The sequence below is a fragment of the Roseomonas sp. TF40 genome, from assembly GCF_057219975.1.
In genome coordinates this window covers 44,705-69,741 of record NZ_JBXVVR010000007.1, presented here as the reverse complement: position 1 = coordinate 69,741, position 25,037 = coordinate 44,705, and the positions used below count along the sequence as shown (strand labels likewise).

The window sequence follows — 25,037 nt, the reverse complement described above, 5'->3', positions numbered from 1 at the left end:
TTCAGCGCGGGGCCATCTCCCGCAGCCGCGCCTGCAGCCAGCCGCGCAATTCGTCCCGCGCATCGCCTTCCCGCGTCGTCTCCATCACCACCGAGAGATGCCCCGGCCTGCCGTCACGCACCACGCGACAGGCTGAGCTCCAGCCGCCGCAGGAGGCATGGTGCACGACATAGAGCAGCGAGGCCTGCCGCCGCCCGCAGCGCATCCGCCAATCGCCGAAGGCGACGAACTCCACCCGGTCCTCGGGCGCGAAGAGCAGGGTCAGATCGGGGGCAGGGCCCAGGCCATCGAGCATGTCGTCCTCCTGTCGGGGCCGACGTCCGGGCGGGGCGAGGTGGCTGCGTGTCCCGTTTGGTTGCCGGACCGGCCACATCCCCCCTTGCGGAGGCGCCACCTTGCCCGGGAGGGGCAGGTTGGCGTTGGGCGTCGGCCCAACTCTTGATGCAATGACGGGCGTATAGCCGCGCGCGATCCCGCTTTGCAAGGGCCGCGTGAACGGCTAGGCAAAGCCGCAATGAATCCCACGCCCCCCCTGATCGAGGCCCAGCAGGTCACGCGCCGGTTCGGTGCGCTGGTCGCGAATGATGCGGTCGATCTGCGCGTCGAGCCGGGCGAGATCCATGCGCTGCTCGGTGAGAATGGCGCGGGCAAGTCGACGCTGGTGAAGATGCTCTACGGGCTGCTGCAGCCCGATTCCGGCAGGCTGCTCTGGCGCGGCGAGCCGATGCACCTGCCCAACCCCCGCGCGGCGCGGGCGCGGGGCATCGGCATGGTGTTCCAGCATTTCTCGCTGTTCGACGCGCTGAGCGTGGCGGAGAACGTGGCCCTCGCGCTCGATACCGCCGAGCCCGTGCCAGCGGTGGCCGCACGGCTCGCCGAGGTCTCGCGCGCCTATGGCCTGCCGCTCGACCCGGGCCGCGAGGTCTGGCGCCTGTCGGTGGGCGAACGGCAGCGGGTGGAGATCGTGCGGGCCCTGATGCAGGACCCGAAGCTGCTGATCCTTGATGAACCCACCTCGGTGCTGACGCCGCAGGAGGCCGAGGGGCTCTTCGCCACGCTCGACCGGCTGCGCGGGGAGGGCCGCGCGGTGCTCTACATCTCGCACAAGCTGGAAGAGGTGCGCCGGCTCTGCGAGGCCGCGACCATCCTGCGCCAGGGCCGTGTCGTCGCGCGCTGCGACCCCAGGCGCGAGACGGCGGCGAGTCTCGCCGCGATGATGGTCGGCAGCGAGGTCGGCGCCGTGCGGCATGAGGAAGCGCCGGCGGGGCCGGTGCGCCTCGCCGTGATCAACCTCTCCATGCCCTCGCCCGACCCGCATGGCACGGCGCTGCGCGATGTCAGCCTCACCGTGCAGGCGGGCGAGGTGCTGGGCATCGCGGGCGTGGCGGGCAATGGCCAGGATGAGCTCTTCGCCGCCCTCTCGGGCGAGGTCGCGGCCCCGCGTGACGAGGTCATCATTCTCGACGGCGCGGCGGTGGGGCGCGAGGGCATCACCCAGCGGCGCCGCCGCGGCGCGGCCTTCGTGCCGGAGGAGCGGCTGGGTCACGCGACCGCGCCGGGCTTCGCGCTGTCGGAGAACGCGCTGCTCAGCGGGCATGCGACCAATGGCTTCGTCCGCCACGGGCTGTTCGACCGGGCGCGGATGCTCGCCTCGGTGGAGGCGGTGACGCGCGCCTTCGATGTCCGCAAGGGCCCGCGCGACCCGGCGGCACGCGCGCTGTCGGGCGGCAACCTCCAGAAATTCATCGTGGGGCGGGAGGTGCTGCGCAAGCCGGGCCTGCTGGTCGTCTCGCAGCCGAGCTGGGGCGTGGATGCCGGCGCGGCGCGGCTGATCCGCCAGGCGCTGGTCGATCTCGCGCGGCAGGGCTCGGCGGTGCTGGTGATCAGCCAGGACCTCGATGAGCTGCTGGAGATCGCGGATCGCATCGCGGTGATCTTCCATGGCCGTCTCTCCGGCGCGCTGCCGCTGCGCGAGGTGACGCGCGAGAAGCTCGGCCTGCTGATGGGGGGGGCGGCCGCGTGATCCTGCTCGAACGTCGCGCGCAGACCCCTGCGCTGCTCACCCTCGCCTCGCCCTTGCTGGCGGTGGCGCTGACGGTGCTCTCCGCCGTGCCGATCTTCATCGCCCTCGGGGCGGATCCCTGGGCGGCGTTGCATGTCTATTTCATCATGCCGGTCTCGGATTCCTGGGGCCTGCAGGAAGTCGCGGTGAAGGCGACGCCGCTGGTGCTGATCGCGCTCGGCCTCGCGCTCTGCTACCGCGCCAATGTCTGGAACATCGGCGCGGAGGGGCAGTTCCTCGCCGGGGCGATGGCGGGCGGCTGGGTGGCGATCGTCACGCATGGCACGCCGAACGGGCCCTGGCTGCTGCCGGCGATGCTGCTGGCCGGCACGCTGGGCGGCATGGCGCTGGCGATGATCCCGGCCGCGCTCAAGACGCGCTTCGCGGTGAATGAGATCCTGACCAGCCTGATGCTGGTCTATGTGGCGGAGTTGCTGCTGGATTGGCTGGTGCGCGGCCCCTGGCGCGACCCGGCGGGCTTCAACATGCCCAACTCCGTCACCTTCGAGCGCGAGGCGACGCTGCCTTTGCTGATCGAGGGCGGGCGGCTCAACCTCGGCACGCCGATCATGCTGGTGATGGTGGTGCTGGTGGCGGTGATGGCGGCGCGCAGCCTCAAGGGCTTCGAGATCCGCCTGGCGGGTGAGGCGCCGCGCGCGGCGCGCTTCGCCGGGTTCGATTCGAAGCGGCTGACCTGGCTGGTCTTCGCCATCTCGGGCGGGCTGGCAGGGCTGGCGGGGATCCTCGAACTCGCGGGCACCATCCGGCAATTGCAGCCGGGGCTCTCGCCCGGCACGGGCTTCACGGCGATCATCGTGGCCTTCCTCGGCCGGCTCAATCCGGTGGGCTGCCTGGTGGCGGGGCTCTTCCTCGCCATCACCTTCATCGGGGCGGAGAATGCGCAGATCATGCTGCGCCTGCCGCTGGATGTGACGCGCGTGTTCCAGGGGCTGCTGCTGTTCTTCGTCCTCGCCTGCGACACGCTGCTGCTCTACCGGGTGCGCTGGGTGGGGAGGGCGCGCGCATGATGCTGCTGGAAGCCATCCTCCTCACCATCATCACCGCCGCCACGCCGCTGTTGATCGCCGCGATCGGCGAGGTGGTGGTGGAGCGCGCGGGCGTGCTGAACCTCGGCGTCGAGGGCATGATGATCATGGGCGCCGCGGTGGGCATCGCGGTGGCGATCTTCACCGGCTCGGCTTTCTTCGGCGTGCTGGCGGCGATCGCGGCGGGGATGGCGATGGCCGCCCTCTTCGCGGCGCTCACGCTCGGGCTGGCAGCGAACCAGGTGGCAGCGGGGCTCGCGCTGGCGATCTTCGGGCTCGGCCTGTCGGGCGTGGTGGGTGCGGGCTTCGTGGGGCAGCAGCGCGCGGGGATCGGCAAGGTCGAGATCCCCTTCCTGTCGGAGATCCCCTTCCTCGGGCCGATCCTCTTCGCGCAGGATCCCTTCGTCTATGCCTCGCTCGCGCTGGTCGCGGGTGTGGCCTGGTTCCTGGGCCGCACGCGGGCGGGCCTCGTGCTGCGCGCCTGCGGGGAGAGTGCGACCAGCGCCCATGCGCTGGGCTACAAGGTGCTGCGCATCCGCTTCCTCGCCGTGCTGTTCGGCGGCGCCTGCGCGGGGTTGGCGGGGGCCTATCTCTCGCTGGTGGCGACCCCCTTCTGGAGCAGCGGCATGACCGGCGGGCGCGGCTGGATCGCGCTCGCCATCGTGGTCTTCGCGAGCTGGCGGCCCTGGCGGGCGCTGGCTGGGGCCTATCTGTTCGGTGCCATCACCATCCTGCAGCTGCATGCGCAGGCGCTGGGCGTGCCCGTGCCTTCCCAGGCGCTGGCGGCCGCGCCCTATCTGATCACGATCCTGGTGCTGGTGCTGATCATGCGCGTGCGCCGCGACGGGGCGGGCGGGCCGGCGGCGTTGGGCGTGCCCTTCGTGCCGGATAGATGAGCAAGGCGGCCTGCGTCTTCCGCAGGCCGAGGCCGCGAATGCGGCCCGCCGCTTATGCGGCGAAGCCAAGCGGGCGGATGCCCGCGCCCGGCGTCTGAGGGCACGCAAAAAACCTACTCCAGGTTGAAGTCCCGCCGCAGCACCAGCGCGTCCGAGCCATCGGCGTAGTAGCGCGGGCGGCGGCCGACCTCGGTGAAGCCGCCGCCGGCATAGAGCTTGCGCGCCGGCACATTCGCCATCGAGACCTCGAGGAACATGGACCGCGCACCGCGCGCCACCGCGCCGGCCATGGCGGTCATCAGCAGCACCGCGCCATGGCCCTGGCCGCGGGCTTCCGGCACCACCGCCAGGGTCAGGATCTCCGCCTCATCGGCCGCGACGCGCGCCAGCACGAAGCCGATGTCGGGAATGTGGTGCGCGTAGCTGCCGGGCAGGCCGAGCAGCAGGGCGATCGCGTCCTCCCCCCAGCGTTCGGCCGGGGGGAAGGCGGCGGCGTGAATGCGGGCGGCCTCGGCAGCCTTCATGCGCCGGCCGGCGGGCGCACGGCGGGCGGCTCGACATAGCGCGGCGTGGCGTCGCGCGGGGGCAGCGCGCCGGTCAGCCGCGCCCAGGCCACCAGCCCGGCCGCGCCGGCGCGGGGCAGTCGGCTGTCGGTCAGGGTACAGGCGGCGCCGCGCGCCAGCAGCCGGGCGGCGAGCAGCGGCGCGGCATCGCCCACGGCGAGCACCGGCTCCGTCGGGCGGGGCAGATCGATCTCGGCCATTGCCATCGCTTCACCGGCCTCTCGCGCACCGGGGGCGAGGCATTCCAGCACCAGCCGGCCGCGCTTGGAATCGATGGCGGCCCAGACCGCCTGGGTGGCACGCGCCTGCTCCGGCAGGGCGGCGGCCAGCGCCTCCCCGGTGGTGACACCGATCACCGGCACGCCGAGTCCGAGCGCCATGCCCTCCGCCAGCGCGATGGCGGCGCGCAGCCCGGTGAAGCCGCCAGGGCCCACCACCACGGCCACGGCTTCCACCCGGCCGCCGGCGGCCTGCATCATCCGGGCGGCAAGGGGGGGCAGGGCGCTGGGCTGGCCGCGCGCGCCGGGCTCGATCGCCTCGGCCACCAGCGCCCCTTCCACCAGCAGGGCGGCGGAGCAGCAGGCCAGGGAGCCATCGAGGGTCAGCAGGCGCATGCCCCTGTGTAGGCGCGCGCGCAGGCGCCGACAACGTGCGCTTGCGGCCATCGCCGGGCTGCGCTTTTGTGGCGGGGCAGAAGGACCCCGCACGATGAACGAAATCCAGATCCCCCGGCCGAACAACCTCGACGCCTTCTGGATGCCCTACAGCGACAACAAGTATTTCAAGGACACGCCGCGCCTGCTCGCCCGCGCCGAGGGCATGTCCTATTTCACGCCCGATGGGCGCGAGATCCTGGACGGCACGGCCGGGCTGTGGTGCTGCAATGCCGGCCATGGCCGGCGCGAGATCACCGAGGCGATCCAGAAGCAGGCCGCGATCCTCGATTTCGCGCCGACCTTCCAGCTCGGTCACCCCATCGCCTTCGAGGCCGCCGCCCGCGTGGCGGAGCTGACGCCCGAGGGCATGGACCGCGTCTTCTTCGTCAATTCCGGCAGTGAGGCGGCGGATACCGCGCTGAAGATCGCGCTTGCCTATCACCGCGCCCGGGGCGAAGCCCAGCGCGTGCGGCTGATCGGGCGTGAGCGCGGCTACCATGGCGTGGGCTTCGGCGGCATGTCGGTGGGCGGCATCGGGCCGAACCGCAAGCAGTTTTCCGTGTCGCTGCCCTATGTCGATCATCTGCCGCACACGCATCTGCCGCAGAATGCCTTCTCACGGGGCCAGCCCGAACACGGCGTGCACCTGGCCGATGCGCTGGAGAACCTGGTCGCGCTGCATGGCGGCGACACGATCGCGGCCGTGATCGTCGAGCCGGTGGCGGGTTCCACCGGCGTGCTCGTGCCGCCCCTGGGCTATCTCAAGCGGCTGCGCGAGATCTGCACGAAGCACGGCATCCTGCTGATCTTCGACGAGGTCATCACCGGCTTCGGCCGCCTGGGGACGAATTTCGGTGCCGAGCGGCTGGGCGTGACCCCGGACCTGCTGACCATGGCCAAGGGCCTCACCAACGCCGCCGTGCCGATGGGTGCGGTGGCCACCTCCACCGCCATCTACGACACCATCGTGAATGGCGTGCCGGCGGGGATCGAGCTGTTCCACGGCTACACCTATTCCGGCCATCCGCTGGCGGCCGCCGCCGCCATCGCCACGCTTGAACTGCACCGCGCCGAGGACCTGCCGGCCCGTGCGCGTGCCATGGAGCCCTATTTCCAGGACGCCGCGCACGCCATGCGCGGCGCGACGGGCGTGGTGGATGTGCGCGACATCGGCCTCGTGGCCGGCATCGAGCTGGCGCCGCGCCCCGGCAAGCCCGGCGCCCGCGCCATGGAGGTCTTCCGCCACTGCTTCGATGCCGGCGTGCTGGTGCGCGTCACCGGCGACATCGTGGCGCTCTCCCCGCCGCTGATCGTGGAGCGGCCGCATGTGGACCGCATCTTCCGCACGCTTGCGGACGCGCTGCACGCCGTCCCGGCCTGATCCATGCCGGGTGCGGCGCTGCTGCTGCTGGCGCCGGCCATCGCCTCGCTGGGCGTGCTCGGCGCCGAGCATCTGTGGGATGTCGACCACCGGCTCTGCCTGACGCTGCTCGGCCTGCTCGCGCTGTGCCAGATCCTGGCCGCCGTGGTCGTGCTGCGCGGCGTGCGCCAGCGCGACGCGGCGGCGGCCGCGGCGGCGGCGGCCTCGGCCGAGGCCATCGCGGCGCGCAACGCGCTGGTGCACCGCCAGGCGGAGATGCTGGCCATCGCGGCGCATGAGGTGCGCACGCCGCTCAGCGGCGTGCTGGGGCTGCTGGACCTCGTGCTCTCCTCGCCCAGCCTGCCGCCGGTGGCGCGGCAGGATGCCGGGGCGGCGCGGCAGGCGGCCTCCGACCTCATGCTGCTGCTGCGCGACATGATCGAGGCGCCGGAGGGCACGCGCCCGGATGAGGTCTTCCGGATCGACGAGGCGATGGAACAGGTGGTGGCGCTGCTGCGCGGCCGCGCGGCGCTGCAGGGCACCACGCTCGCCACCGCCGTTGCCCCCGGCACGCCGGCCGCCTGGGTCGGCGATCCGCTGCGGCTGCGCCAGATCCTCACCAACCTCGTCGCCAACGCCATCCGCTTCACGGTGGGTGGCGTGGTGCGGATCGAGGCGCGGCAGGTCTTGGGCCAGGGCCTGGAGGTCGCGGTCTCGGACACCGGGCGTGGCATCGCGCCGGAGCGCCTGCCGACCATGTTCGACCGCTTCCAGCCCAGTGACGGTGGGGCGGGGCTGGGCCTGTCGATCTGCAGGGATCTGGCGCAGCGCATGGGGGGCAGTCTCACGGTCAGCAGCGCGCCGGGACACGGCAGCGTCTTCACCCTGGCCTTGCCGCTGCGCGAGGTGCCGCTCGAGCGCGTGGCGCAGGTGATCCCCGGCCCGGCGCGGGGCAGCGCGGCCCATTCCGCTCCCCCCGCGGCGGCGGCGCCCCTGCCGCCGGTGCTGGTGGTGGACGACGTGGCGGTGAACCGCCGCCTGCTCGGCACGGTGCTGGAACGCGCCGGCCATGCCCAGCTCGGCGCCGCAAGCGGGGAGGAGGCGCTGCAGATGCTCCAGCAGCGGCGCTGGCTGGCGGTGCTGCTGGACCTGCAGATGCCCGAGATGGACGGTTTCGAGGTGGCGCGCCGCATCCGTGCCCTGCCCGGGCCGGCCGGGCGCGTGCCGGTGCTGGCGGTGACCGCGCAGGACACGCCCGAAAGCCGCGCCGCCGCGGCCGAGGCGGGGATGAATGGCTACCTGCTCAAGCCCGTCGGCCTCGTCGAGCTGGAGCGCGCGCTGCGCGATCTGCCGCGGGAGGGGTGACGCGCCCGCCCTGCCTCGCCCATATAGGCGCAAAATCCCCCTGACCGGAGGCCCCCACCATGGCCGATGCCACGCCTGACACCGTCCCCGTCACCGTCCTCACCGGCTATCTCGGTGCGGGCAAGACCACGCTGCTCAACCGCATCCTCACCGAACAGCATGGCCGGAAATACGCCGTGGTGATCAACGAGTTCGGCGAGCTCGGCGTGGACAACGACCTTGTCGTCGATGCCGACGAGGAAGTGTTCGAGATGAACAACGGCTGCATCTGCTGCACCGTCCGCGGCGACCTGATCCGCATCATCGGCGGGCTGATGAAGCGCCGCGGCAAGTTCGACGGCATCATCGTCGAGACCACCGGCCTCGCCGCGCCTGCGCCTGTCGCGCAGACCTTCTTCACCGATGAGGATGTGAAGCGCACCACGCGGCTCGACGCCATCATCACCGTGGTGGACGCGAAGAACCTGCCCGCGCGGCTGGCCGACACCAAGGAGGCGCGCGAGCAGATCGCCTTCGCGGACGTCATCCTGCTCAACAAGATCGACCTGGTCACGCCGGCCGAGGCCGATGCGGTGGAGGCGCTGATCCGCGGCATCAACCCCTATGCCGAGATCCGCCGCTCCACCAAATCCGCCGTGCCGATCGAGGCCGTGCTGGGGCGCGACGCCTTCAAGCTCGAGCGCATCCTGGCGCAGGAGCCCGAATTCCTCACCACCGGCGACGAGCATGAGCATGACAGCGAGATCAACAGCGTCTCCTTCGAGGTCTCGCGCCCGATCGACCCGGAGAAGTTCAACACCTGGATCAGCGACCTGCTGCAGGCCAAGGGGCAGGATCTGCTGCGCACCAAGGGCGTGCTCGCCTATGCGAATGACGACCGCCGCTTCGCCTTCCAGGCGGTGCACATGATCGCCGATGGCGACTTCATCGGCCCGTGGAAGGAAGGCGATGCGCGCCGCTCGAAGATCGTCTTCATCGGCCGCGACCTGAACCGCCCGCAGCTGCGCCGCGGCTTCGAGGCCTGCCAGGTGCCGGCCTGATGGCGGAAGTGGCCGAGGCCGATTTCCTGCTCGCCGCGCGCGGGGCCTCGCGCGAACTCGGCGCCTGGGTCGTCGCGGCGGTGTTCGGGCGGGAAGGGCGCAGCCTCGGCTTCGCGCTGGCCGACGGGACGGTGCACCTGGCCGCGCCGGCGCGGATGCAGGAGGGCTGGACGCGCATCGAGGCGCATGACGGCGCCGTGCTCAGCGCCACCGCCGATTGCAAGGACGGCCTGCTCTCGGGCGGCGATGACGGGCGGCTGGTCCGCATCGGCGCCGATGGCAACCTTGCGGAGGTCGCGCGCTATGGCAGCAAATGGATCGACCATGTCATCGCCCATGACTCCGGCGTGCGCGCGACCTCGGTCGGCAAGCTGGTGCATGTGCTGGATGGTGCGGGCCGCGCGCTGAAGACGCTACCGGCGCATCCGTCCTCGGTCGGCGGTCTGGCCTTCGACACCAAGGGCAAGCGCATCGCGGCCAGCCATTATGGCGGCGTGTCGCTCTGGTACGTGAATGCGAAGGTGGATACGGCCCGGCCGCTGGAATGGAAGGGCAGCCACCATGCGGTGGCCTTCGATCCGGCCGGCGAGCATGTGGTCACCGCGATGCAGGAGGCCGCGCTGCATGGCTGGCGCCTGACCGATGGGCAGCACATGCGCATGTCCGGCTATCCGGGCAAGACGCGCAGCCTCTCCTTCTCCGCGCGCGGGCGCTGGCTGGCGACGAGCGGGGCGGAATCCGTCGTGCTCTGGCCCTTCTTCGGCGGCGGGCCGATGGGCAAGGCGCCGACCGAACTCGCCGGCGGCGATGCCGTGCTCTGCACCGCCGTCGCCTGCCACCCCCAGCATGAGGTCGTCGCCGCCGGCTTCGACGATGGCCTGGTGCTGCTGGCCGAGATCGCGACCGGCAAGGTGGTGCCCGTCGCGCCCCCGCGCGGCGGCGGCGTCTCGGCGCTGGCCTGGAACCCTTCCGGCTCGCACCTCGCCTTCGGCACCGAGCAGGGCTTCGCCGGTGTCATCGATCTCTCGAAGCGATAGGATTCGCGCCATGGACATGCCGGTGATCGCCACGAAGCATCTGCGCATGCCGCGGATCGGCCTGGGCACCTGGCCGATGAAGGGCGAGGAATGCGCCGCGGCGGTGCGCTCGGCCCTCGCGCTCGGCTACCGGCATATCGACACGGCCGAGATGTACGGCAATGAAGATGCGGTCGGCGCCGGCATCGCCACCAGCGGCGTGAAGCGCGAGGAGATCTTCCTCACCACCAAGGTCTGGTACGACAAGCCGCGCGGGGCCGAGATCCGCGCCGCCTTCGAGGCCAGCCTCGCGCGGCTCGGCACGCCCTATGTCGACCTGCTGCTGATCCATTGGCCGAGCCCGGAGCTCGATCTGCCGGATGCGCTGGCGATGCTGGCGGCGCTGCGCGCGGAGGGCCTGGCGCGCGCCATCGGCGTGTCGAACTTCCCGGCCGGGCTGCTGAAGCGCGCCATCGCCGAGAAGCGCGGCCTCGCCTGCCTGCAGGTGGAATGCCATGTGCTGCTCGACCAGTCGGTGCTGCGCGACATCTGCGTGGCGAACGACATGGCGCTGACCGCCTATTCGCCGCTCGGCAAAGGCCAGGCGCTCGACCACCCGGTGCTGGCGCGCATCGCGGCGGCGCATGGCGCCACGCCGGCGCAGGTGGCCCTCGCCTGGCTGCTGGCGCAGCCGAACCTCGCCATGGTGCCCAAGGCCGCGGCGCCGAGCCGGCAGGCGGCGAATCTCGAGGCGCTCAGGCTGCGCCTCTCCGCCGAGGAGCACGCCGCGCTGGCCGCCCTGCCCAAGGACCGGCGCTTCGTGAACCCGGCCTTCGCCCCCGATTGGGCCGCCTGAGCGGAACCTTCGCGCCGCCACGCGCGAAGACCTGCCCGATCGCCGCGCCGCCTGCCGCGCGCGGCCTGGGATCGGGACCATGGACCTTCGCGAAATCCGCTACTTCCTGGCGGTCTGCCAGAGCCTGAACTTCACCCGCGCCGCCGAGGCCTGCGGTGTCACGCAACCCACGCTGACCCGCGCCATCCAGAAGCTGGAACATGAGCTGGGCGGGCCGCTGTTTGCGCGTGAGCGCGGCCACACGCACCTGACCGCGCTGGGCCGGCTCATGCGCCCCCGGCTGGAAGACGTGCTCGCGCGCAGCGAGGCAGCGGAGCTGGAGGCCGCGCGGCATCGCCGCCTGACCGCGGCCGACCTGCATCTGGGCGTGATGTGCTCGATCGGCCCGGCGCGCTTCGCCGCCTTCCTGCAGGGCTTCCGGGCGCGTCAGCCCGGGGTGGGGCTGACCCTGACCGACGCGAAGGCGGAGCAGCTGGCCCCGCGGCTGCTCGCCGGCGAGTTCGATGCGGCACTGGTCTCGCGCCCCGCCTGCGAGGGCGAGCGGCTGGACACCGAGCGGCTCTATGCCGAGCGCACCATGGTGGCCTGCGCGCCGGACCACCCCTTCGCGCAACGCAACGAGATCCGCATGGCCGACATGGATGGGCAGACCTATCTGCTGCGCATCAATTGCGAGATCCGCGACCGGCTTTCGGAGAAGCTGCGCGAGGCCGGCGCGCGCATCAACGTGGTCTGCCGCAGTGAGCGCGAGGACTGGATCCAGAGCCTCGTGGCCGCTGGCCTCGGCGTGTGCTTCCTGCCCGAATTCAGCGCCGTGCAGCCGGGGCTTGTGCTGCGCCCCGTGGCGGATGCGCCGCTGGCGCGCGAGATCTGCCTGGTGACCGTGGCGGGACGGCGCTGGTCGCCGCCGCTGGCGAGCTTCATCGAGGCCGTGCGCCGCTGTCATGCCGGGAACTGAGCCGCATACGCGGCAGGCATCGAATCCATGCCGGCATCGCATTGGAGTGCCGCGATGCAGCCCCGGATACTCGCAGGCGGGACGGCACCGGTTTCACGGGCGCGTTTCCTGAGGTTGAGGAGCAGAACCATGCGTCATTCCATCCGGGCGATCCTGGCTGGTGTTTTTCTCGTCGGGGCGGGCGCCATCTTCGCCGGCGACGCCGCGGCGCAGAGCTACCCGCGCGTCACCTGCAGCAGCGGCGACAATTGCGAGGTCGATTACGGCCCGATGGCCCGAGGCAACATCGTGGGCGGCGGGCGCGTGATGGTCACGGGCATGTCGGGCATGAATTTCGACTTCGTGCATCTCGACATGATGTTCTCCCAGAGCCCCCGGCCGGGGCTGATTCCGGTCACCATCGGCACGGGCGAGTCGGTGGAGACCATCTGGGTGCCGGCCGCGATGCTCGAGATGATGCGCAACGCCCGCCGGGCCATGCCGGCGCGCTGAGCAGCCCAGGCGTGACACGGGGGGCACGCCGCGGCGCCCCTCCCCGTGTCACGCCGATTTTCGCGCGTCACCCTGGAAAACGGCGCTGCCTCACGCTGTAATGGGGGCAACCGACAGATGGGGTTGCGCCATGGCTGAACCTTCCGACGAGGATTTCGATCTCGGCATCTCCCTGGTGGCGGTGGCGACGATCGTGGAACACGCCCGCGCCGTGCAGGAGCCCGAGGAGGCCGAGCTTGGCGATGATGACGAGGATGAGGACCTCGACGATCCGGACGACCTGCCCGAGGACACGCTGCGCGCCTTCATCACCGAGCTGAACGAGGATGAGCAGGCCGCGCTGATCGCGCTCGCCTGGATCGGCCGCGGCGACTACGAGGCCGCCGAATGGGACGAAGCGAAGGCCCTGGCGGCCGAGCGCAATGCCGGGCGCGATGCCTCGGACTACCTGCTCGGCATGGATGGGCTGGGCGACCTGCTGGAAGAAGGTGTCGCCGCCTTCGGCCTCAGCCTCGACGACGTGGATTAGCTTTTTTGCCCTCAGGCGGCGGGCGCGGCCATCCGGCCGCTTGCCTCGCGCCACCGGGCGCGGCGGCCATTCGGCCGCTCGGCCCTTCGGGCCGCAGGTCGTGCCGACATTCTGCGCCTTACGCGTATTCCACCAGCGGCCCCGCAAGCCCCGCGATCTCGCGGATCAGCTTGCGGCGGACCGCGTTGCCGAAGCTCTCGAAATCCTCGGCGGCGATCATGAAGGCGCCCTGGCCGCCAATCACGCTCTCCCGGTAGTAGATGTCGAGCGGAATGGGGGGCGCGCGGCCGAAGGTCGGGCGGTCGTTCAGGATCGGCAGGCCGTTGATGGTGATGCCCTCCGCCACCGCGCGGTCGCGCGCGACCTCGGCCGGCGGGCCGGAATTGTTCACCCCGTCGCCCGAGACATCGATGACGCGCCGCGTCGCCTCATGCGGGCATTGCGCCAGCACGGATTGCGCATGGGCGATGGCGCCCGACACCGAGGTCCAGGAGAGCGAGATGCGCGGCGCGGCTTCCAGCGCCGCGGCCCAGTCATCCGCGTCGCGCTGCGTCGCGATCCGCTTCCAGGGCAGCAGCAGGCGCTGGAACTCGATGCCCGCCCATTCCGTATAGGCAATGGCGACCGAGCCCAGCATGCCGCCGCGGATCGCCTCGACCACCTTGGGGTCGGTCACGGCCGCCCGGTAGCCCTCGCGCTGCAGCCGCGCCTCATCCTCATCGACCGAGCGCGAGACATCGACGGCGAGCACCAGCGCCACATCCACCGGTTCATCGGCGCGGGCGGGGCCGAGCCGGGTGAGCGCGGCGGCGGCCCCGGTTGCAAGCATGGAACGGCGGCGCATGGCGGGCCTCCTGTCGGAAGCCGTCATGCAACCGCAACGCGCACCCCGGTTTCAAGCCTCAAGATTGATGCGCGCCTGCCGCGTGACGGGCGCAGCCATCCGGCCGCCCAGGTCAGACGGCGCTGCGGATCGCGGCGATGACGCGGGCGACCTCGGCATCGGTCAGGTAGGGGTGCATGGGCAGGGACATGATGCGCTGGCAGAGCATCTCGCTGACCGGCAGCGGCGGCGCCTCGGCGGCGAAGGCATCGGCATGGGCCACGGTATAGGCCGGCTGGTGGTGCAGCGGCTTGGGGTAGTAGATGCCGCTCGGCACGCCGAGCGCCCGGGCCGCGGCCTGGATGCGCGCGCGCGCAGCCTCGTTCTCCACCAGGATGGAGTAGAGGCCCCAGGCGGGCTCCGAACCGGGCGTGGTCACCGGCGTCTGCACCAGGCCGGCCAGGCCCTCATTGTACATCGCGGCGATGCGCGTGCGCGCGGCCAGCTCGCCTTCCAGCAGCGGCAGCTTGGCGAGCAGGATCGCCGCCTGCATCGTATCCAGCCGCCCGTTCATGCCGGTGCGCGTGACCTCGTAGCGCGTCTTGCCCTCGCCATGGGTCCGCAAGGACCGCCACAGCTCGGCGCGGTCGGCATTGTCGGTCAGCAGCGCGCCGCCATCGCCATAGGCGCCGAGCGTCTTGGTCGGGTAGAAGCTCAACGCCGTCGCATGGCCCCAGCGGCCGAGCCGCTTGCCGTGCAGGGCGGCGCCATAGGCCTGCGCCGCGTCATCGAGCGCGAACATGGCCTGCAATTCGCAGATCTCCTCGATCGCGGGCCAGTCGGCGGGCAGGCCGAAGAGGTCCACGCCGACGACCGCGCGCGGGCGCAGCCGGCCTTCCTGCGCCACCTGCCGGATGCGACGCTGAAGGTCTTCGATGTCGATGTTGAAGGTCACCGGATCGACGTCGCAGAAGACCGGCGTCGCGCCGAGCACGAGCGGCACCTCGGCGGTCGCGGTGTAGGTGAAGGCGGGCAGGAATACCGCATCGCCATTGCCGATGCCCTCGCCCATCATGGCGATCTGCAGCGCATCCGTGCCGGAGGAAACACCGACCGCATGGCCGCAGCCCGCGAAGGCGGCGAGCTTGCCCTCAAGCTCGGCGACCTGCGGGCCGTTGATGAAGGCGCCGCTGTCCAGCACCTCGGCGAGGCGACGGTCGATATCGGCGCGGATCAGCGCCTGCTGCGCCTTCATGTCGAACAGGGCGATGGGCGGCAGCGCGGGAGCGTTCATGGTCATCCAGATTCAGCGACAGGTTGCGCCTGCATAGACCCAGGCGCCCGAATCGGCCAAATCACCCAGGATTACGCCAGTTTTCTCAGTTCTTCCTGATTCGGCTGGTCCAGATGTGCCAGGCATAGGTGCCCAGTATGCCCGCGACCACGACATAGGCGAGCGGTTCCAGCCAGCCCTCGACCTGGTCGTAATGGTCCTCCATCCAGTAGCCGGCGGTGGTCAGGAAGATGATCCACACCGTGCTGCCCAGCGTCGTCCAGAGGTAGAACAGCCCGCGCGGGATATGGATCAGCCCGGCGGGGATGGAGATCAGCGTGCGGATGCCCGGCAGCAGCCGGCCGAAGCACAGCGCGAAGGGGCCGTATTTCCGCAGCGTGTCTTCGGCCTTCAACAGATCTGCCTCGCCCACCGCGAACCAGCGGCCATAGCGGCCGACCATGGGGCGGATTCGGTCCGCCGTGATCACGCGCGCGAGCTCGAACCAGAAGGCGTTGCCCGCCACCGTGCCGGCGATGCCGGCCAGGATCGCCAGCGTGAAGGACATCTGCCCACGTGCCGCGGCGAAGCCGGCCAGCGGCATGATCACCTCGGAGGGGATCGGCGGAAACAGGTTCTCCAGGAACATCAGCGCGAAGACGCCGGGCCACCCGCCCGCCGCCACGATGCCCGTCACCCACTCGATCATTCGCCCACCCCATACAGCACGATCGCCACCCGGCGGCCGCGCGAATAGTTGAAACCTTCGACCATGCCGTGGTCGCGCGGTGTCAGGCCGAGGGCAGCGGCCTCGGCGCGGAAGCCGGCCTCCTGCCGGTCGGCCACCGCGGCCAGCCGGCCCGGCTGCGCGGCCAGGAAGCGCGCGGCCTCGGCGCCGTCGCGCAGCAGGCGGATCTCCCCGCCGAGCGCGAATTGCAGCGAGGGCTCGTGATAGCCGGCGATGCCGAAACGCTCATCCGGCAGGCCGGGCGCGGCATTGTGCACCAAGGCGGCGATGCGCGGCGAAAGCCAGGGCGCGGTCAGGCGCGGCAGCACGCCCTCCAGCACCACCGCCTGCAAGGGGATCGCCAGCAGCACCGCCCCCAGCGCGGCGCGCGCCGGTGCGCCGTCGCGCAGCGCCCAGAGCACCACGAAGACCAGCGCGCCCGCCGCCGGCAGGGCGAGCAGCGAGACGGGCGAGACCCGCCCATCGGCGATCACCGGCAGCGCCACCGCCGCCACGGCGAGGCCCAGCGCGGCGGCCACCAGCGCCACGGTCGCGAACCACCCCAGCCAGCGCGGCGTGGGCCGGCGCAGCGGGTCCATCGCCCAGGCGGCGGCCAGCAGCATCAGCGCCGGGTAGGCGGGCAGGGTGTAGTGCGGCAGCTTGGTGGTCACGGCCTCGAACATCAGCCAGACCGGGACCGCCCAGGCGAGCAGGAAGCGCGTGGCCGGCTGCAGCCGATCCGCCCAGATCCCCGGTATGGCGCGCAGCACCAGGAAGGCGGCGGGGAAGGCGGTGATGCCGAAGATCGCCAGGTAGTAGCCGGGCGGGCCCCAATGATTCTCATCCGCCCCGCCGACCTTGTTCAGCATGTCCCCGCCCAGCGCGTCGGTGAGGAACCGGCCTTCAGTGGCGATGCTCACCGCGATGAACCAGGGTGCCGCGGCGGCCAGCATCAGGGCCACGCCCCATTTCGGGCGCAGGGCCGCGAACCAGGGCGCGCGGCGATCTGCGACCCAGAGCGTCACCCCCGCCAGCAGCGGCACGGCCGGGCCGATCGGGCCCTTGAGCAGCACCGCGGCGCCCAGCACCAGCCAGAAGGCGGCCGCCTGCCGCGCGGTGAAATGGCCGGGCGTGAGATAGGCGCGGCCCATCAGCCCCATCGCCACCGCGATGGTGCCGAGCAGCGCGGCATCCGTCTTGGCGATATGCGTCTCGATGCCGAGCACGAAGGCGCTCGACAGCAGGGCGGCGCCGAGGAAGGCGGCGCGGCGCCCCACCAGCAGCCGGCCGAAATGGAAGGTCGCCAGCACGGCGAGGATCGCCCCCAGCAGGGAGGGCACGCGATAGGCCCAGATATCGGCCCGCGAGCCCAGCCCCGTTGCCTCCAGCACATGCACGCTCGCGGCCTGCGCCCAATGGATGCCGGCGGGCTTCTTGTTGCGCTCGACCTCGCCCAGGCGGATGCGGACATAGTCGCCGCTCTCCACCATCTGGCGGCTGGCCTGGGCGAAGCGGCTTTCGTCACGGTCGCCCGGCGGGATGGTGAAGAAGCCCGGCAGCCAGAAGAGCAGGCACAGCAGGACCAGCCAGAGCGGCGCGCGGCGCGTCTCCGGCAGTCGGTCCAGGAAGTCGGCGAAGCGCTGCATCGCGCGGCCCCTAGCACGCCCGCGGGCAGGGGGCCATAAACCGCCCCACATGTCAGATACACCCCCCAAGACCCTGACCCGCACGCCCGGCTTCGCCACGCGCCGCGCCGCCGCCACGCTGCTCGAGGCGGTGTGGGAGAAGCGCCGCCCGCTGGAGGAAGCCCTGGCAGGGCTCGGCACGCATCTCTCCCCGCGCGACAAGGCCGCCGCGCATCGCATCGCCGCCGCCGCGCTGCGCCATGCCGGCAGCCTCGATTCCGTGCTCGAGCCCTTCCTGCGCCGCTCCCCGCCCGCGCCGGTGCGCACCGCGCTGCGCATGGGGGCGGCCGAGCTGCTGCTGCTCGGCACGCCGGCCCATGCGGTGGTCTCCGCCACCGTCGCCATCGTGCCCAAGGCCTTCGCCGGGCTGACCAACGCCGTGCTGCGCAAGGTCGCCACCGAAGGCCCCGCTTTGTTCGAAGGCCTGGACCGCGAGCGGCTGGACACGCCCCCCTGGCTCTGGAGCGCCTGGCACGCCGCCTATGGGCCGAAGGTGCGCGCCATCGCCCGCGCCCATGCCGAGGAAGCGCCCCTCGACCTCACCCTTATGCCCGGCGCCACCCCGCCCGAGGGCGCGCTGGCGCTGCCCACCGGCACGCTGCGCCTGCCCGCCGGCACGCGCGTCACCGAATTGCCGGGCTTCGCCGAGGGGAAATTCTGGGTGCAGGACGCCGCGGCCGCCCTGCCCGCGAAGCTGCTGCGCGCGCGGCCCGGCGAGCGGATCGCGGATCTCTGCGCGGCCCCCGGCGGCAAGACCGCGCAGCTCGTCGCCGCCGGCGCCCGGGTGACGGCGGTGGAGCGCGAGGCGAAGCGCGCCGCGCGCCTGCGGGAGAACCTCGCCCGCCTGCATCTGGAGGCCGAGGTGATCGAGGCCGATGCCGCGCTCTGGGCGCCCGGCGTCACCTTCGACGCCGTGCTGCTGGATGCGCCCTGCACCGCCACGGGCATCATCCGCCGCCATCCGGACATCCCGCACCTCAAGCGCCCCGGCGACGTGGCGCAGATGGCCGCCGCCCAGGCGCGGCTGCTGGAACGCGCCGCGGCGCTGCTGGCGCCCGGCGGGCGGCTGGTGCTCGCCACCTGCTCGCTCCAGCCCGAGGAAGGAGAGGCGCATCTGGCCCGCGCCGCCGCCCTCGGCCTGGTGCCGGACCCGATCCGGCCCGAGGAGGTGCCGGGGCTGGAAATGGCGATCACGCCCGGCGGCACGCTGCGCACGCGCCCCGATTTCTGGGCCGACCTCGGCGGGCTGGACGGCTTCTTCGCCGCGCGCTTCACCCGGCCGGCAGGCTGACCACGGCGCGCGTGCCGGCCAGATCGGCCAAGAGCCGCGCCGCCGCCAGCCGGCCCGACATGGTCGCCATCGGGATGCCCGGGCCCGGATGCACCGAGCCCCCCGCGAGGTAGACGCCCGGCAGCCTCGACACCGCGCCGGGCCGCCCGAAAGTGCCCGTCGCGCCATGGCTCGCCCGGCCATAAAGCGCGCCCCCCGTGCCCGGGAACAGCGCATTGAAGCCGGCCGGCGTGGTGCGCAGCGTGGTCTCGGGCGTGGCCTGGACCTCCAGCCCGCAGCGCTTCAGCAGGGCGAAGCTCGTCTCCTGCACGCGGGCGAGCATCTCCACCGGGAACTCGCCGCGATCGCCATCGGGGGGCGCGTTGACCAGCAGCAGCAGGCGCTCCGGCGCGCCGGGCGCGACCTCGCTCAAGCCGCGATCCTGGGCGCAGATATAGACGGTCGGCGCCTCGGTGATGCCGCGCGCGCCGAAGATGGCGGCGAATTCGCGCGCATAGTCCTCGGCGAAGAAGACGTTGTGATGGGCGAGGTCGAAGCCCGAGGTTGGCGCATGCACGCACCAGGTGATGGCGGCGAGGCTGCGCGCGGCGCGCGGCGTCTCCTTCGCGGCGGGGCGCGCGGCCTCGCCCAGCAGCCCCTGGCCCAAGGCCGAGACATCGCCGTTGAAGACCACGGCATCGGCCGCGATCCGCTCGCCATCCGCCAGCGCGACCCCGGCCGCACGGCCGCCTTCGACCAGGATCCGCGCGACATGCGCCCCGAAGCGGAAGGCCGCGCCCTGGCTCTCGCCCAATTCGCGCATCGCCGCCGCCACCCGGGACATGCCGCCGCGCACGAGCCAGACGCCATCCTGCTCGACATGCGCCACCAGCATCAGCGTCGCCGGCGCCAGGAAGGGTGAGCAGCCGCAATAGGTCGCATAGCGGCCGAACAACTGGCGCAGCCGCGGATCGCGGAAATGCTTGCCCAGCGCCTGCCACATGGTGAGCCAAGGCGCCGTGCGGACCAGCGCGCCGACGTTCCCCAGGCCCACCCGCGTCACCAGATCGAGCGGCGAAGGACGCTCCGAGGCGATGAAGGACCCCACCAGGGTGCGATAGATGTCGGCGCTGCGCGCCACGAAATCGCGATAGCCCCGCGCCTCCGCCGCGCCCGCGAATTCCCCGATCGCCTCCACCGAACGATCGATATCCGCGAAGAGATCCAGCCGCCCGCCCTCCCGCCAGGCATGGCGGGCGAGCATCTCCGCCCCCTCGATCTGGACGAAATCGTCCAGCCGCTTGCCGGCATCGGCGAACAACCCCTCGAAGATCCAGCGCATGGTGAAGACGGTGGGCCCGCCATCCACCGCTGCCCCCGCCACCGGTACCTTCCGCGCCTTGCCGCCCGCCGCGGCCGCACGCTCCAGCACGGTGACGCGCACGCCTTGGCGCGCCAGATCGGCCGCAGCGGCGAGTCCGCCCATGCCGGCGCCGACGACAACGACATGCGGGGTCGGCATCAGGGGTGGGTGCGTCGGCGGGCTGTCGAGAGGGGCTTCGCCCCCCTCGAACTCCCCCCACCAGGGCGCAGGGCGCCCTGGACCGCCGGGGTGTTTGGCCATGCGGGGGCAGGGGCTTCGCGCCAGCGCGAAACCCCTGCCTCCGCATGGCCAATATCCAGAATGGGTTCCAAGGGGCCACTGCCCCTTGGTGGGGGAGGTTCGGAGGGGGCGAAGCCCCCTCCGAAGGCCAGACGTGCCCCCACCCTCATGCCGTCGCCTGCACGCGTTGCCGGCGGATGCGGGCCTGGCGGTCCACCGCCAGGCGATGCCAGATGATGATGGCGAGGCCGACGATGAGTGGGATGCTCCACATGCCCGGGTGCAGTGCCATTTCGGGGAAGATCCGCACCGAGCCGAAGGCCATGAAGGCGGTGTAGACGCTGATGCCCGCGCCGACGAGCGCCTTGATGTGTTCCTTCAGCCAATCGGCCCGTTCGATGCGGGGCTTATGGAGGAACCAGAGATTGGTCAGGCCCGTGGCGATTCCGACCACGGCGATGCCCATCATCAGCGGCTGGCCGATCAGCCAGCCATCGATGGCGCAGGCCACGGCCGCGACCATCACGATGTATTGCAGCGCGATGTTCAGCTTCGTGCGGTTGAGTTCATGCCGTCCCTGGTTCTTCACGCAGAGCCAGCCATACCAGGTCAGGTTGATGGTCAGGATGGCGGTGTGCAGCATCATCCAGCCGAACATGCCGCGGATGAATTCGATATCGAACCGGCCTTCCAGATGCGGGTGGGTCCCGATCGGGTCGGCCAGCGTCAGCAGGCTCATGCACAGCGCGAAGCAGCCTGTGGCGAGCAGCGCATAGGTGAAGACGCGGCCCCATTTGCGGTGGTTGGCGCCGCCCTTGCGCCCGATCACCGGCACCCAGAAGGCGATGGCCCCGGTGCTGCCCGTGATGATGTGCGCCACGATGAGGCTGTGGAACAGGAACAGTTCCATGGCCCTCCCCTGTCTCCGTCGAAGTGACAATGCCACTTGACACTTCTGGCTGTAAAGCGAGGGAATGGTGTCATGATTTCTGGACAGTCCGCCGCCTTCGTGCCGCCCTATCCGGTGCCCCGCTCGCCGGTCGTGGCGCTGATCCGCGCCATGCTGCAGGGCGAGGGCAATCTGCTCGGCCTGCTGCCGGCCGAGGCCTATACCATGCCGATCGGCCCGCTCGGCTATTCGCGCCGCTCCATCGTGGTGGTGAACGAACCCAAGCTGGTGCGCGACGTGCTGTTCGACGCGGAAGGCATCTTCCCGAAATCCGACCTGATGGTGAATGCGCTCGACCCGCTGATCGGCGACAGCATCTTCGTGAGCTCCGGGTCCACCTGGCGGCGCCAGCGCGACATGATGGACCCGGCGCTGAGCCTCATGCGCGTCAACCGCGCCTTCCCCTGCATGGAGGAAGGCGCCGCGGCGGCGGAGGAGACGCTGGCGCGAGATGCCGAGCGTGGCGAGGCCTTCTCACTCGATCTCGCCATGTCGCATCTGACGGCCGACATCATCTGCCGCTCGGTCTTCTCCTCGGGGCTCGAGACGCGCATCGCGCATGAGGTGTTCGACGCCTTCACCTTCTTCGAACGTTCCGTCGCGCAGGTGGAGATCCGCCGCCTGATCATGGATCGCGCCTGGACGAAGATCCCGCAGACCGAGGCCGTGCTCGAATCCTGCCGCATCATCCGCCAGAGCCTGGGCGAGCTGCTGGATGGGCATCTCGATGCCGGGCAGAGCTTCGACGACATCGCCTCCGCCGTCGTCGCCGCGCGCGACGGGGAAGGCCGCGCCTTCACGCGGGAGGAACTCATCGACCAGCTCGGCGTGCTGTTCCTGGCGGGGCATGAGACCAGTGCGAGCGCGCTGACCTGGGTGTTCTTCCTGCTGGCCACGCGCCCCGAACTGGTGGCGCGGCTGCGCGCGGAGGTGCGCGAGGTCTGCGGCACGGGGCCGATCACCTTCGAGCACACGAAGCGCCTGGTCTTCACGCGCAACATCTTCAACGAGACGCTGCGCCTGTATCCGCCCATCACCTTCCTGCCGCGCGTGGCGAATGAGGCGACGCGCATCGGCGACTACAAGGTGAAGCGCGGCGCGCTGATCATGGTCGCGCCCTGGGTGCTGCACCGCCATCGCCGCTACTGGCGCGACCCCAACACCTTCGATCCCGACCGCTTCCTGCCCGAACGGAAGGGCGAGATGACGCCGGGTGCCTACATTCCCTTCGGCATCGGCCCGCGCATCTGCGCCGGTGCGGCCTTCGCGACCATCGAGGCGACGCTGCTGATCGCGCGGTTGTTCCGCCGCTTCGACTTCCATGTGCAGGACGCGGCGCGCGTGCGCCCCGCGGCGCGGCTGACCACGCGCCCGGTGCGGCAGATCTTCGTCCGCGTCACCCAAGTGGACAGGGGGGCCGATCCATGAACAGGACCGTCCTGCTCACGCTCGGGCGGTTGCCCAAGGCGCTCGACCTCGCGCGCGGCTTCGCCGCCGCGGGCTGGCGCGTGGTGGTGGCGGAACCCTTCGCGCGGCATCTCTGCGGCGCCTCGCGCGACGTTGCGGCCTCGATCCAGGTGCCCGCCCCGCGCGAGGGCAAGCAGGCCTATCTCGAGGCCCTCGCCGCCGTGGTGCGGCGCGAGCGCGTGGGCCTGGTGGTGCCGGTCTCGGAAGAGGCGCTGCATGTGGCGCATCTGCCCCCCCATCTGCCGACCGGCGTGCGCGTGCTGGCCATGCCGCCCGAGATGGTGACGCGGCTGCACCACAAGGGCGGCTTCATCGACTTCGCCGAGCAGCACGGCATCGATGTGCCCGGCAGCGCGCCGCTCGGCTCGGCCAAGGCGCAGGCGCTGGCGGCCGAGAGTGCCGTGGTGGTGAAGCCCGTGCATTCCTGCTCGGGCCGCGGTGTCGTGCGTCTGCCACGTGGGGCGGTGCTGCCGGAAGCCGATCCGGCCGCGCCCTGCATCGTGCAGCGCTTCGTCGCCGGCGCCGAGTTCAGCACCTGCTCGCTGGCGCATCGTGGGCGGGTGCGTGGCACGGTGGTCTATCGCGGCCTGCAGATGTCGGGCTCGGTGGCCGTGTCCTTCGATCGCGTGGACCATCCCGCCATCGAGGATTGGGTGGCGCGCTTCGTCGCCGCCAGTGGCTGGACCGGCTTCATCTCCTTCGACCTGATCGAGGAGGCGGATGGCCGCCCCTTCGGCATCGAGTGCAACCCGCGCACCACCAGCGGCCTGCACTTCTTTGACGCCCCGGAATTGGCCCGCGCCATCGCGGAGTCGGACGCCCCGCCGCCGCGCCACCGTGACGCGCGGCAATTGCAGCAATTCTGGTCCTGCCTGACGGAGACACAGCTTTCGCTGTTCCAGAGGGGACCCTTCCGCGCCAATCTCAAGCGCCTGCTGAGCACGCCCGATGTCTGCTGGCAGTGGCGCGATCCCTGGCCGCTGCTCTCCATGCCCTACACCGCTTGGCCCATCATCCGCATGGCCGCCAAGGCGCGCGTGCCCTTCGGGGAGGTCGCGACCCTCGATGTCGGCTGGTTCGAGGGCGAGGCGCCGCCGGTGCGGCTGCCTACATCCAGCGTCTGACGCGCGCCTTGTAGGCCAGGTAGGCGGCGCCGAAACGGCGCTCGAGATAGGCTTCCTCCCGCGCGATCACCAGGCGGTCGAGCAGCCCATGCAGCACCACCACGCCGATCCAGGGAAACAGCGTGCCATAGGCGAGCGCGAAGCCCGTCGCGATCAGCAGGAAGCCGAGATAGATCGGGTTGCGCCCGAAGCGGAAGGGGCCGGTTTCCACCATCGCCGCGTCGGGCTTGTCGGGGCGCGGGTCGATCCCGGCGCGCAGCATCACCAGGATCGCCCAGCCGATCAGCGCCAGCGCCACGGCTGCCACCATCGCGCCCAGTTCAGGCGCGGCGGGGCCGATCTCGATGCGCCAGAACCGGTCGAGCCCCCAGGCGCCGGCCATGACGGCGGCGAGGAAGACCGGCGGCGGGATGCGCACGCCCGGGCCGTGATCGGCCGCCATCAGGCGGTCTCGCGCGCCGGCAGCACCATCCAGCCGGGGATGCGCGGGCGCAGCGTGGCCGCACCGCAGCTCAGCGCGCCCTCGGCGGCCTCGATCCGCAGCAGCGCGAGGCCAAGGCTGCCCTGGCCGGAGCGCATCTCGCCCACCTCCGCGCCGTCGCGCGTGACCGGCGTGCCGGGGGCGGGCAGGGGGCCTTCCACCGTGACAGGAAACAGCCGCCGCTTGAGCAGGCCGCGATACTTGGTCCGCGCCGTCAGCTCCTGGCCCATGTAGCAGCCCTTGGTCCAGGAGACGCCGTGCAACTCATCGAAGCCGGCCTCCAGCAGGACAGACTTGTCCGGGATCATGTCCCGCGCGCCCTCCGGCAGGCCGAGGGCGAGGCGGTGCGCGTCGTATTCCGCGGCGGTGGCGTCGGCGGGCAGTGGCGCGGGGGCGAGCACACGAAAGCCGGCCTCGGGCAGGCGCGGATCGGGCGCGGCGATCACGCCGGGCGGCGGCACCGCGCCGCCCCAGGCGGCGTGCACCACGAAATCGGCGGAGGCGTCGCGCAGCGTGACCTTCGCGCGCAGGCGGAAGCGCGTGAGGGTGGCGACCAGCATCGCCGCCTGCGCGGCCTCGACCTCCAGCAGCAGGCGCTCGCCCTCGGCGAGGATGAAGAAATCGGCGAGCCACTTGCCCTGCGGCGTCAGCAGCGCGGCCCAGACGGCCTGGCCCGGCGCGGCCTTGGTGACGTCGTTCGAGACGAGGCCCTGGAGGAAGCCGGCGCGATCCGCGCCCGCCACCTCCACGACGCCGCGATGGGCGAGGGGGGTGATCGGCATGGCAGGGGAGGTGG

General features: G+C 71.6%; 25 protein-coding genes and 1 riboswitch. Of the genes, 14 read left to right on the top strand and 11 right to left on the bottom strand.

Translation table 11 applies throughout. From position 1 onward, the window contains the following. Nucleotide 1 precedes the first annotated feature (1 nt). A complete protein-coding gene (locus AC2D9U_RS18845) occupies nt 2-295 on the bottom strand; it encodes a hypothetical protein (RefSeq protein ID WP_484751753.1) in 294 nt (97 codons plus the stop codon). A 46-nt stretch (nt 296-341) separates the two neighbouring features. Then, nucleotides 342-450: riboswitch (SAM-I-IV-variant riboswitch) on the bottom strand. Between the two features lie 64 nt (nt 451-514). Here AC2D9U_RS18845 and AC2D9U_RS18840 point away from each other — a divergent pair. The 3 genes from AC2D9U_RS18840 to AC2D9U_RS18830 are packed head-to-tail and all read left to right on the top strand — an operon-like array spanning nt 515 to nt 4,004. Next, a complete protein-coding gene (locus tag AC2D9U_RS18840; RefSeq protein WP_484751752.1) occupies nt 515-2,023 on the top strand; it encodes an ABC transporter ATP-binding protein in 1,509 nt (502 codons plus the stop codon). Further along, nucleotides 2,020-3,090, top strand: a complete 1,071-nt coding sequence (locus AC2D9U_RS18835) for an ABC transporter permease (RefSeq protein ID WP_484751751.1) — start codon at nt 2,020-2,022, stop codon at nt 3,088-3,090. The genes AC2D9U_RS18840 and AC2D9U_RS18835 overlap by 4 nt, the downstream gene beginning before the upstream one ends. After that, a complete protein-coding gene (locus AC2D9U_RS18830) occupies nt 3,087-4,004 on the top strand; it encodes an ABC transporter permease (protein ID WP_484751750.1) in 918 nt (305 codons plus the stop codon). Before AC2D9U_RS18835 ends, AC2D9U_RS18830 begins: the two co-directional genes overlap by 4 nt. A gap of 113 nt (nt 4,005-4,117) precedes the next feature. On the opposite strand, the gene AC2D9U_RS18825 is transcribed toward AC2D9U_RS18830, so the two are convergent. Both AC2D9U_RS18825 and tsaB read right to left on the bottom strand, forming a co-directional pair. Beyond that, nucleotides 4,118-4,528, bottom strand: a complete 411-nt coding sequence (locus AC2D9U_RS18825) for a GNAT family N-acetyltransferase (protein ID WP_484751749.1) — start codon at nt 4,526-4,528, stop codon at nt 4,118-4,120. Next, nucleotides 4,525-5,181, bottom strand: coding sequence for a tRNA (adenosine(37)-N6)-threonylcarbamoyltransferase complex dimerization subunit type 1 TsaB (gene tsaB, locus AC2D9U_RS18820; protein WP_484751748.1), 657 nt, complete (start codon nt 5,179-5,181; stop codon nt 4,525-4,527). Before tsaB ends, AC2D9U_RS18825 begins: the two co-directional genes overlap by 4 nt. A 94-nt stretch (nt 5,182-5,275) precedes the next feature. Here tsaB and aptA point away from each other — a divergent pair, with 94 nt between their 5' ends. The 8 genes from aptA to AC2D9U_RS18780 all read left to right on the top strand — a co-directional run bounded on the left by aptA (nt 5,276) and on the right by AC2D9U_RS18780 (nt 12,839). Beyond that, nucleotides 5,276-6,604 carry an omega-aminotransferase AptA gene (gene aptA / locus AC2D9U_RS18815; RefSeq protein ID WP_484751747.1) on the top strand — a complete coding sequence of 443 codons (1,329 nt, stop codon included), beginning with the start codon at nt 5,276-5,278 and terminating at the stop codon, nt 6,602-6,604. Between the two features lie 3 nt (nt 6,605-6,607). Beyond that, the gene (locus AC2D9U_RS18810) at nt 6,608-7,948 is read left to right on the top strand and encodes an ATP-binding protein (protein ID WP_484751746.1); all 1,341 of its coding nucleotides are present in this window, start codon (nt 6,608-6,610) and stop codon (nt 7,946-7,948) included. Nucleotides 7,949-8,007: 59 nt separating this feature from the next. Further along, a complete protein-coding gene (locus AC2D9U_RS18805; protein ID WP_484751745.1) occupies nt 8,008-8,988 on the top strand; it encodes a CobW family GTP-binding protein in 981 nt (326 codons plus the stop codon). Next, entirely contained in the window at nt 8,988-10,025 is a 1,038-nt protein-coding gene (locus AC2D9U_RS18800) for a WD40 repeat domain-containing protein (protein WP_484751744.1), read from the top strand. Before AC2D9U_RS18805 ends, AC2D9U_RS18800 begins: the two co-directional genes overlap by 1 nt. Nucleotides 10,026-10,035: 10 nt before the next feature. Continuing rightward, the gene (locus tag AC2D9U_RS18795) at nt 10,036-10,860 is read left to right on the top strand and encodes an aldo/keto reductase (protein ID WP_484751743.1); all 825 of its coding nucleotides are present in this window, start codon (nt 10,036-10,038) and stop codon (nt 10,858-10,860) included. A gap of 79 nt (nt 10,861-10,939) precedes the next feature. Further along, nucleotides 10,940-11,818: a LysR family transcriptional regulator gene (locus AC2D9U_RS18790; protein ID WP_484751742.1), complete on the top strand. Its 879-nt coding sequence runs from the start codon at nt 10,940-10,942 to the stop codon at nt 11,816-11,818. Nucleotides 11,819-11,947: 129 nt separating this feature from the next. Then, nucleotides 11,948-12,310 (top strand): hypothetical protein, encoded by a 363-nt coding sequence (locus AC2D9U_RS18785; RefSeq protein ID WP_484751741.1) that lies wholly within the window; start codon nt 11,948-11,950, stop codon nt 12,308-12,310. A 130-nt stretch (nt 12,311-12,440) separates the two neighbouring features. Continuing rightward, nucleotides 12,441-12,839, top strand: coding sequence for a DUF3775 domain-containing protein (locus AC2D9U_RS18780; RefSeq protein ID WP_484751740.1), 399 nt, complete (start codon nt 12,441-12,443; stop codon nt 12,837-12,839). Between the two features lie 118 nt (nt 12,840-12,957). Here the strand turns inward: AC2D9U_RS18780 and AC2D9U_RS18775 are convergent, their stop codons facing one another. The 4 genes from AC2D9U_RS18775 to AC2D9U_RS18760 form a co-directional block, all read right to left on the bottom strand. Further along, the gene (locus AC2D9U_RS18775) at nt 12,958-13,683 is read right to left on the bottom strand and encodes a DUF1194 domain-containing protein (protein WP_484751739.1); all 726 of its coding nucleotides are present in this window, start codon (nt 13,681-13,683) and stop codon (nt 12,958-12,960) included. A 112-nt stretch (nt 13,684-13,795) separates the two neighbouring features. Then, a complete protein-coding gene (locus AC2D9U_RS18770; RefSeq protein WP_484751738.1) occupies nt 13,796-14,956 on the bottom strand; it encodes a DegT/DnrJ/EryC1/StrS family aminotransferase in 1,161 nt (386 codons plus the stop codon). Between the two features lie 85 nt (nt 14,957-15,041). Continuing rightward, complete coding sequence (locus tag AC2D9U_RS18765; protein ID WP_484751737.1) at nt 15,042-15,644, bottom strand: DedA family protein; 603 nt, start codon at nt 15,642-15,644, stop codon at nt 15,042-15,044. Then, entirely contained in the window at nt 15,641-17,308 is a 1,668-nt protein-coding gene (locus AC2D9U_RS18760; RefSeq protein ID WP_484751736.1) for an ArnT family glycosyltransferase, read from the bottom strand. Before AC2D9U_RS18760 ends, AC2D9U_RS18765 begins: the two co-directional genes overlap by 4 nt. 49 nt (nt 17,309-17,357) lie before the next feature. Here AC2D9U_RS18760 and AC2D9U_RS18755 point away from each other — a divergent pair, with 49 nt between their 5' ends. Continuing rightward, nucleotides 17,358-18,638 (top strand): RsmB/NOP family class I SAM-dependent RNA methyltransferase, encoded by a 1,281-nt coding sequence (locus AC2D9U_RS18755; RefSeq protein WP_484751735.1) that lies wholly within the window; start codon nt 17,358-17,360, stop codon nt 18,636-18,638. On the opposite strand, the gene crtD is transcribed toward AC2D9U_RS18755, so the two are convergent. Together crtD and AC2D9U_RS18745 are read right to left on the bottom strand one after the other, a co-directional pair. Next, on the bottom strand, nt 18,619-20,139 hold the full coding sequence (crtD, locus tag AC2D9U_RS18750; protein ID WP_484751734.1) for a 1-hydroxycarotenoid 3,4-desaturase CrtD: 1,521 nt from the start codon (nt 20,137-20,139) through the stop codon (nt 18,619-18,621). The two genes, AC2D9U_RS18755 and crtD, sit on opposite strands and share 20 nt — an antisense overlap. A 247-nt stretch (nt 20,140-20,386) precedes the next feature. Next, nucleotides 20,387-21,130 carry a hypothetical protein gene (locus AC2D9U_RS18745; protein WP_484751733.1) on the bottom strand — a complete coding sequence of 248 codons (744 nt, stop codon included), beginning with the start codon at nt 21,128-21,130 and terminating at the stop codon, nt 20,387-20,389. A 72-nt stretch (nt 21,131-21,202) separates the two neighbouring features. Here AC2D9U_RS18745 and AC2D9U_RS18740 point away from each other — a divergent pair, with 72 nt between their 5' ends. Together AC2D9U_RS18740 and AC2D9U_RS18735 are read left to right on the top strand one after the other, a co-directional pair. Then, entirely contained in the window at nt 21,203-22,597 is a 1,395-nt protein-coding gene (locus AC2D9U_RS18740) for a cytochrome P450 (RefSeq protein ID WP_484751732.1), read from the top strand. Then, entirely contained in the window at nt 22,594-23,760 is a 1,167-nt protein-coding gene (locus AC2D9U_RS18735; RefSeq protein WP_484751731.1) for an ATP-grasp domain-containing protein, read from the top strand. The genes AC2D9U_RS18740 and AC2D9U_RS18735 overlap by 4 nt, the downstream gene beginning before the upstream one ends. Here AC2D9U_RS18735 and AC2D9U_RS18730 read toward each other — a convergent pair. Both AC2D9U_RS18730 and ygfZ read right to left on the bottom strand, forming a co-directional pair. Continuing rightward, nucleotides 23,744-24,202 carry a methyltransferase family protein gene (locus AC2D9U_RS18730; RefSeq protein WP_484751730.1) on the bottom strand — a complete coding sequence of 153 codons (459 nt, stop codon included), beginning with the start codon at nt 24,200-24,202 and terminating at the stop codon, nt 23,744-23,746. The genes AC2D9U_RS18735 and AC2D9U_RS18730 overlap by 17 nt on opposite strands. Beyond that, complete coding sequence (ygfZ, locus tag AC2D9U_RS18725) at nt 24,202-25,023, bottom strand: CAF17-like 4Fe-4S cluster assembly/insertion protein YgfZ (protein WP_484751729.1); 822 nt, start codon at nt 25,021-25,023, stop codon at nt 24,202-24,204. The genes AC2D9U_RS18730 and ygfZ overlap by 1 nt, the downstream gene beginning before the upstream one ends. Between the last annotated feature and the right edge of the window lie 14 nt (nt 25,024-25,037).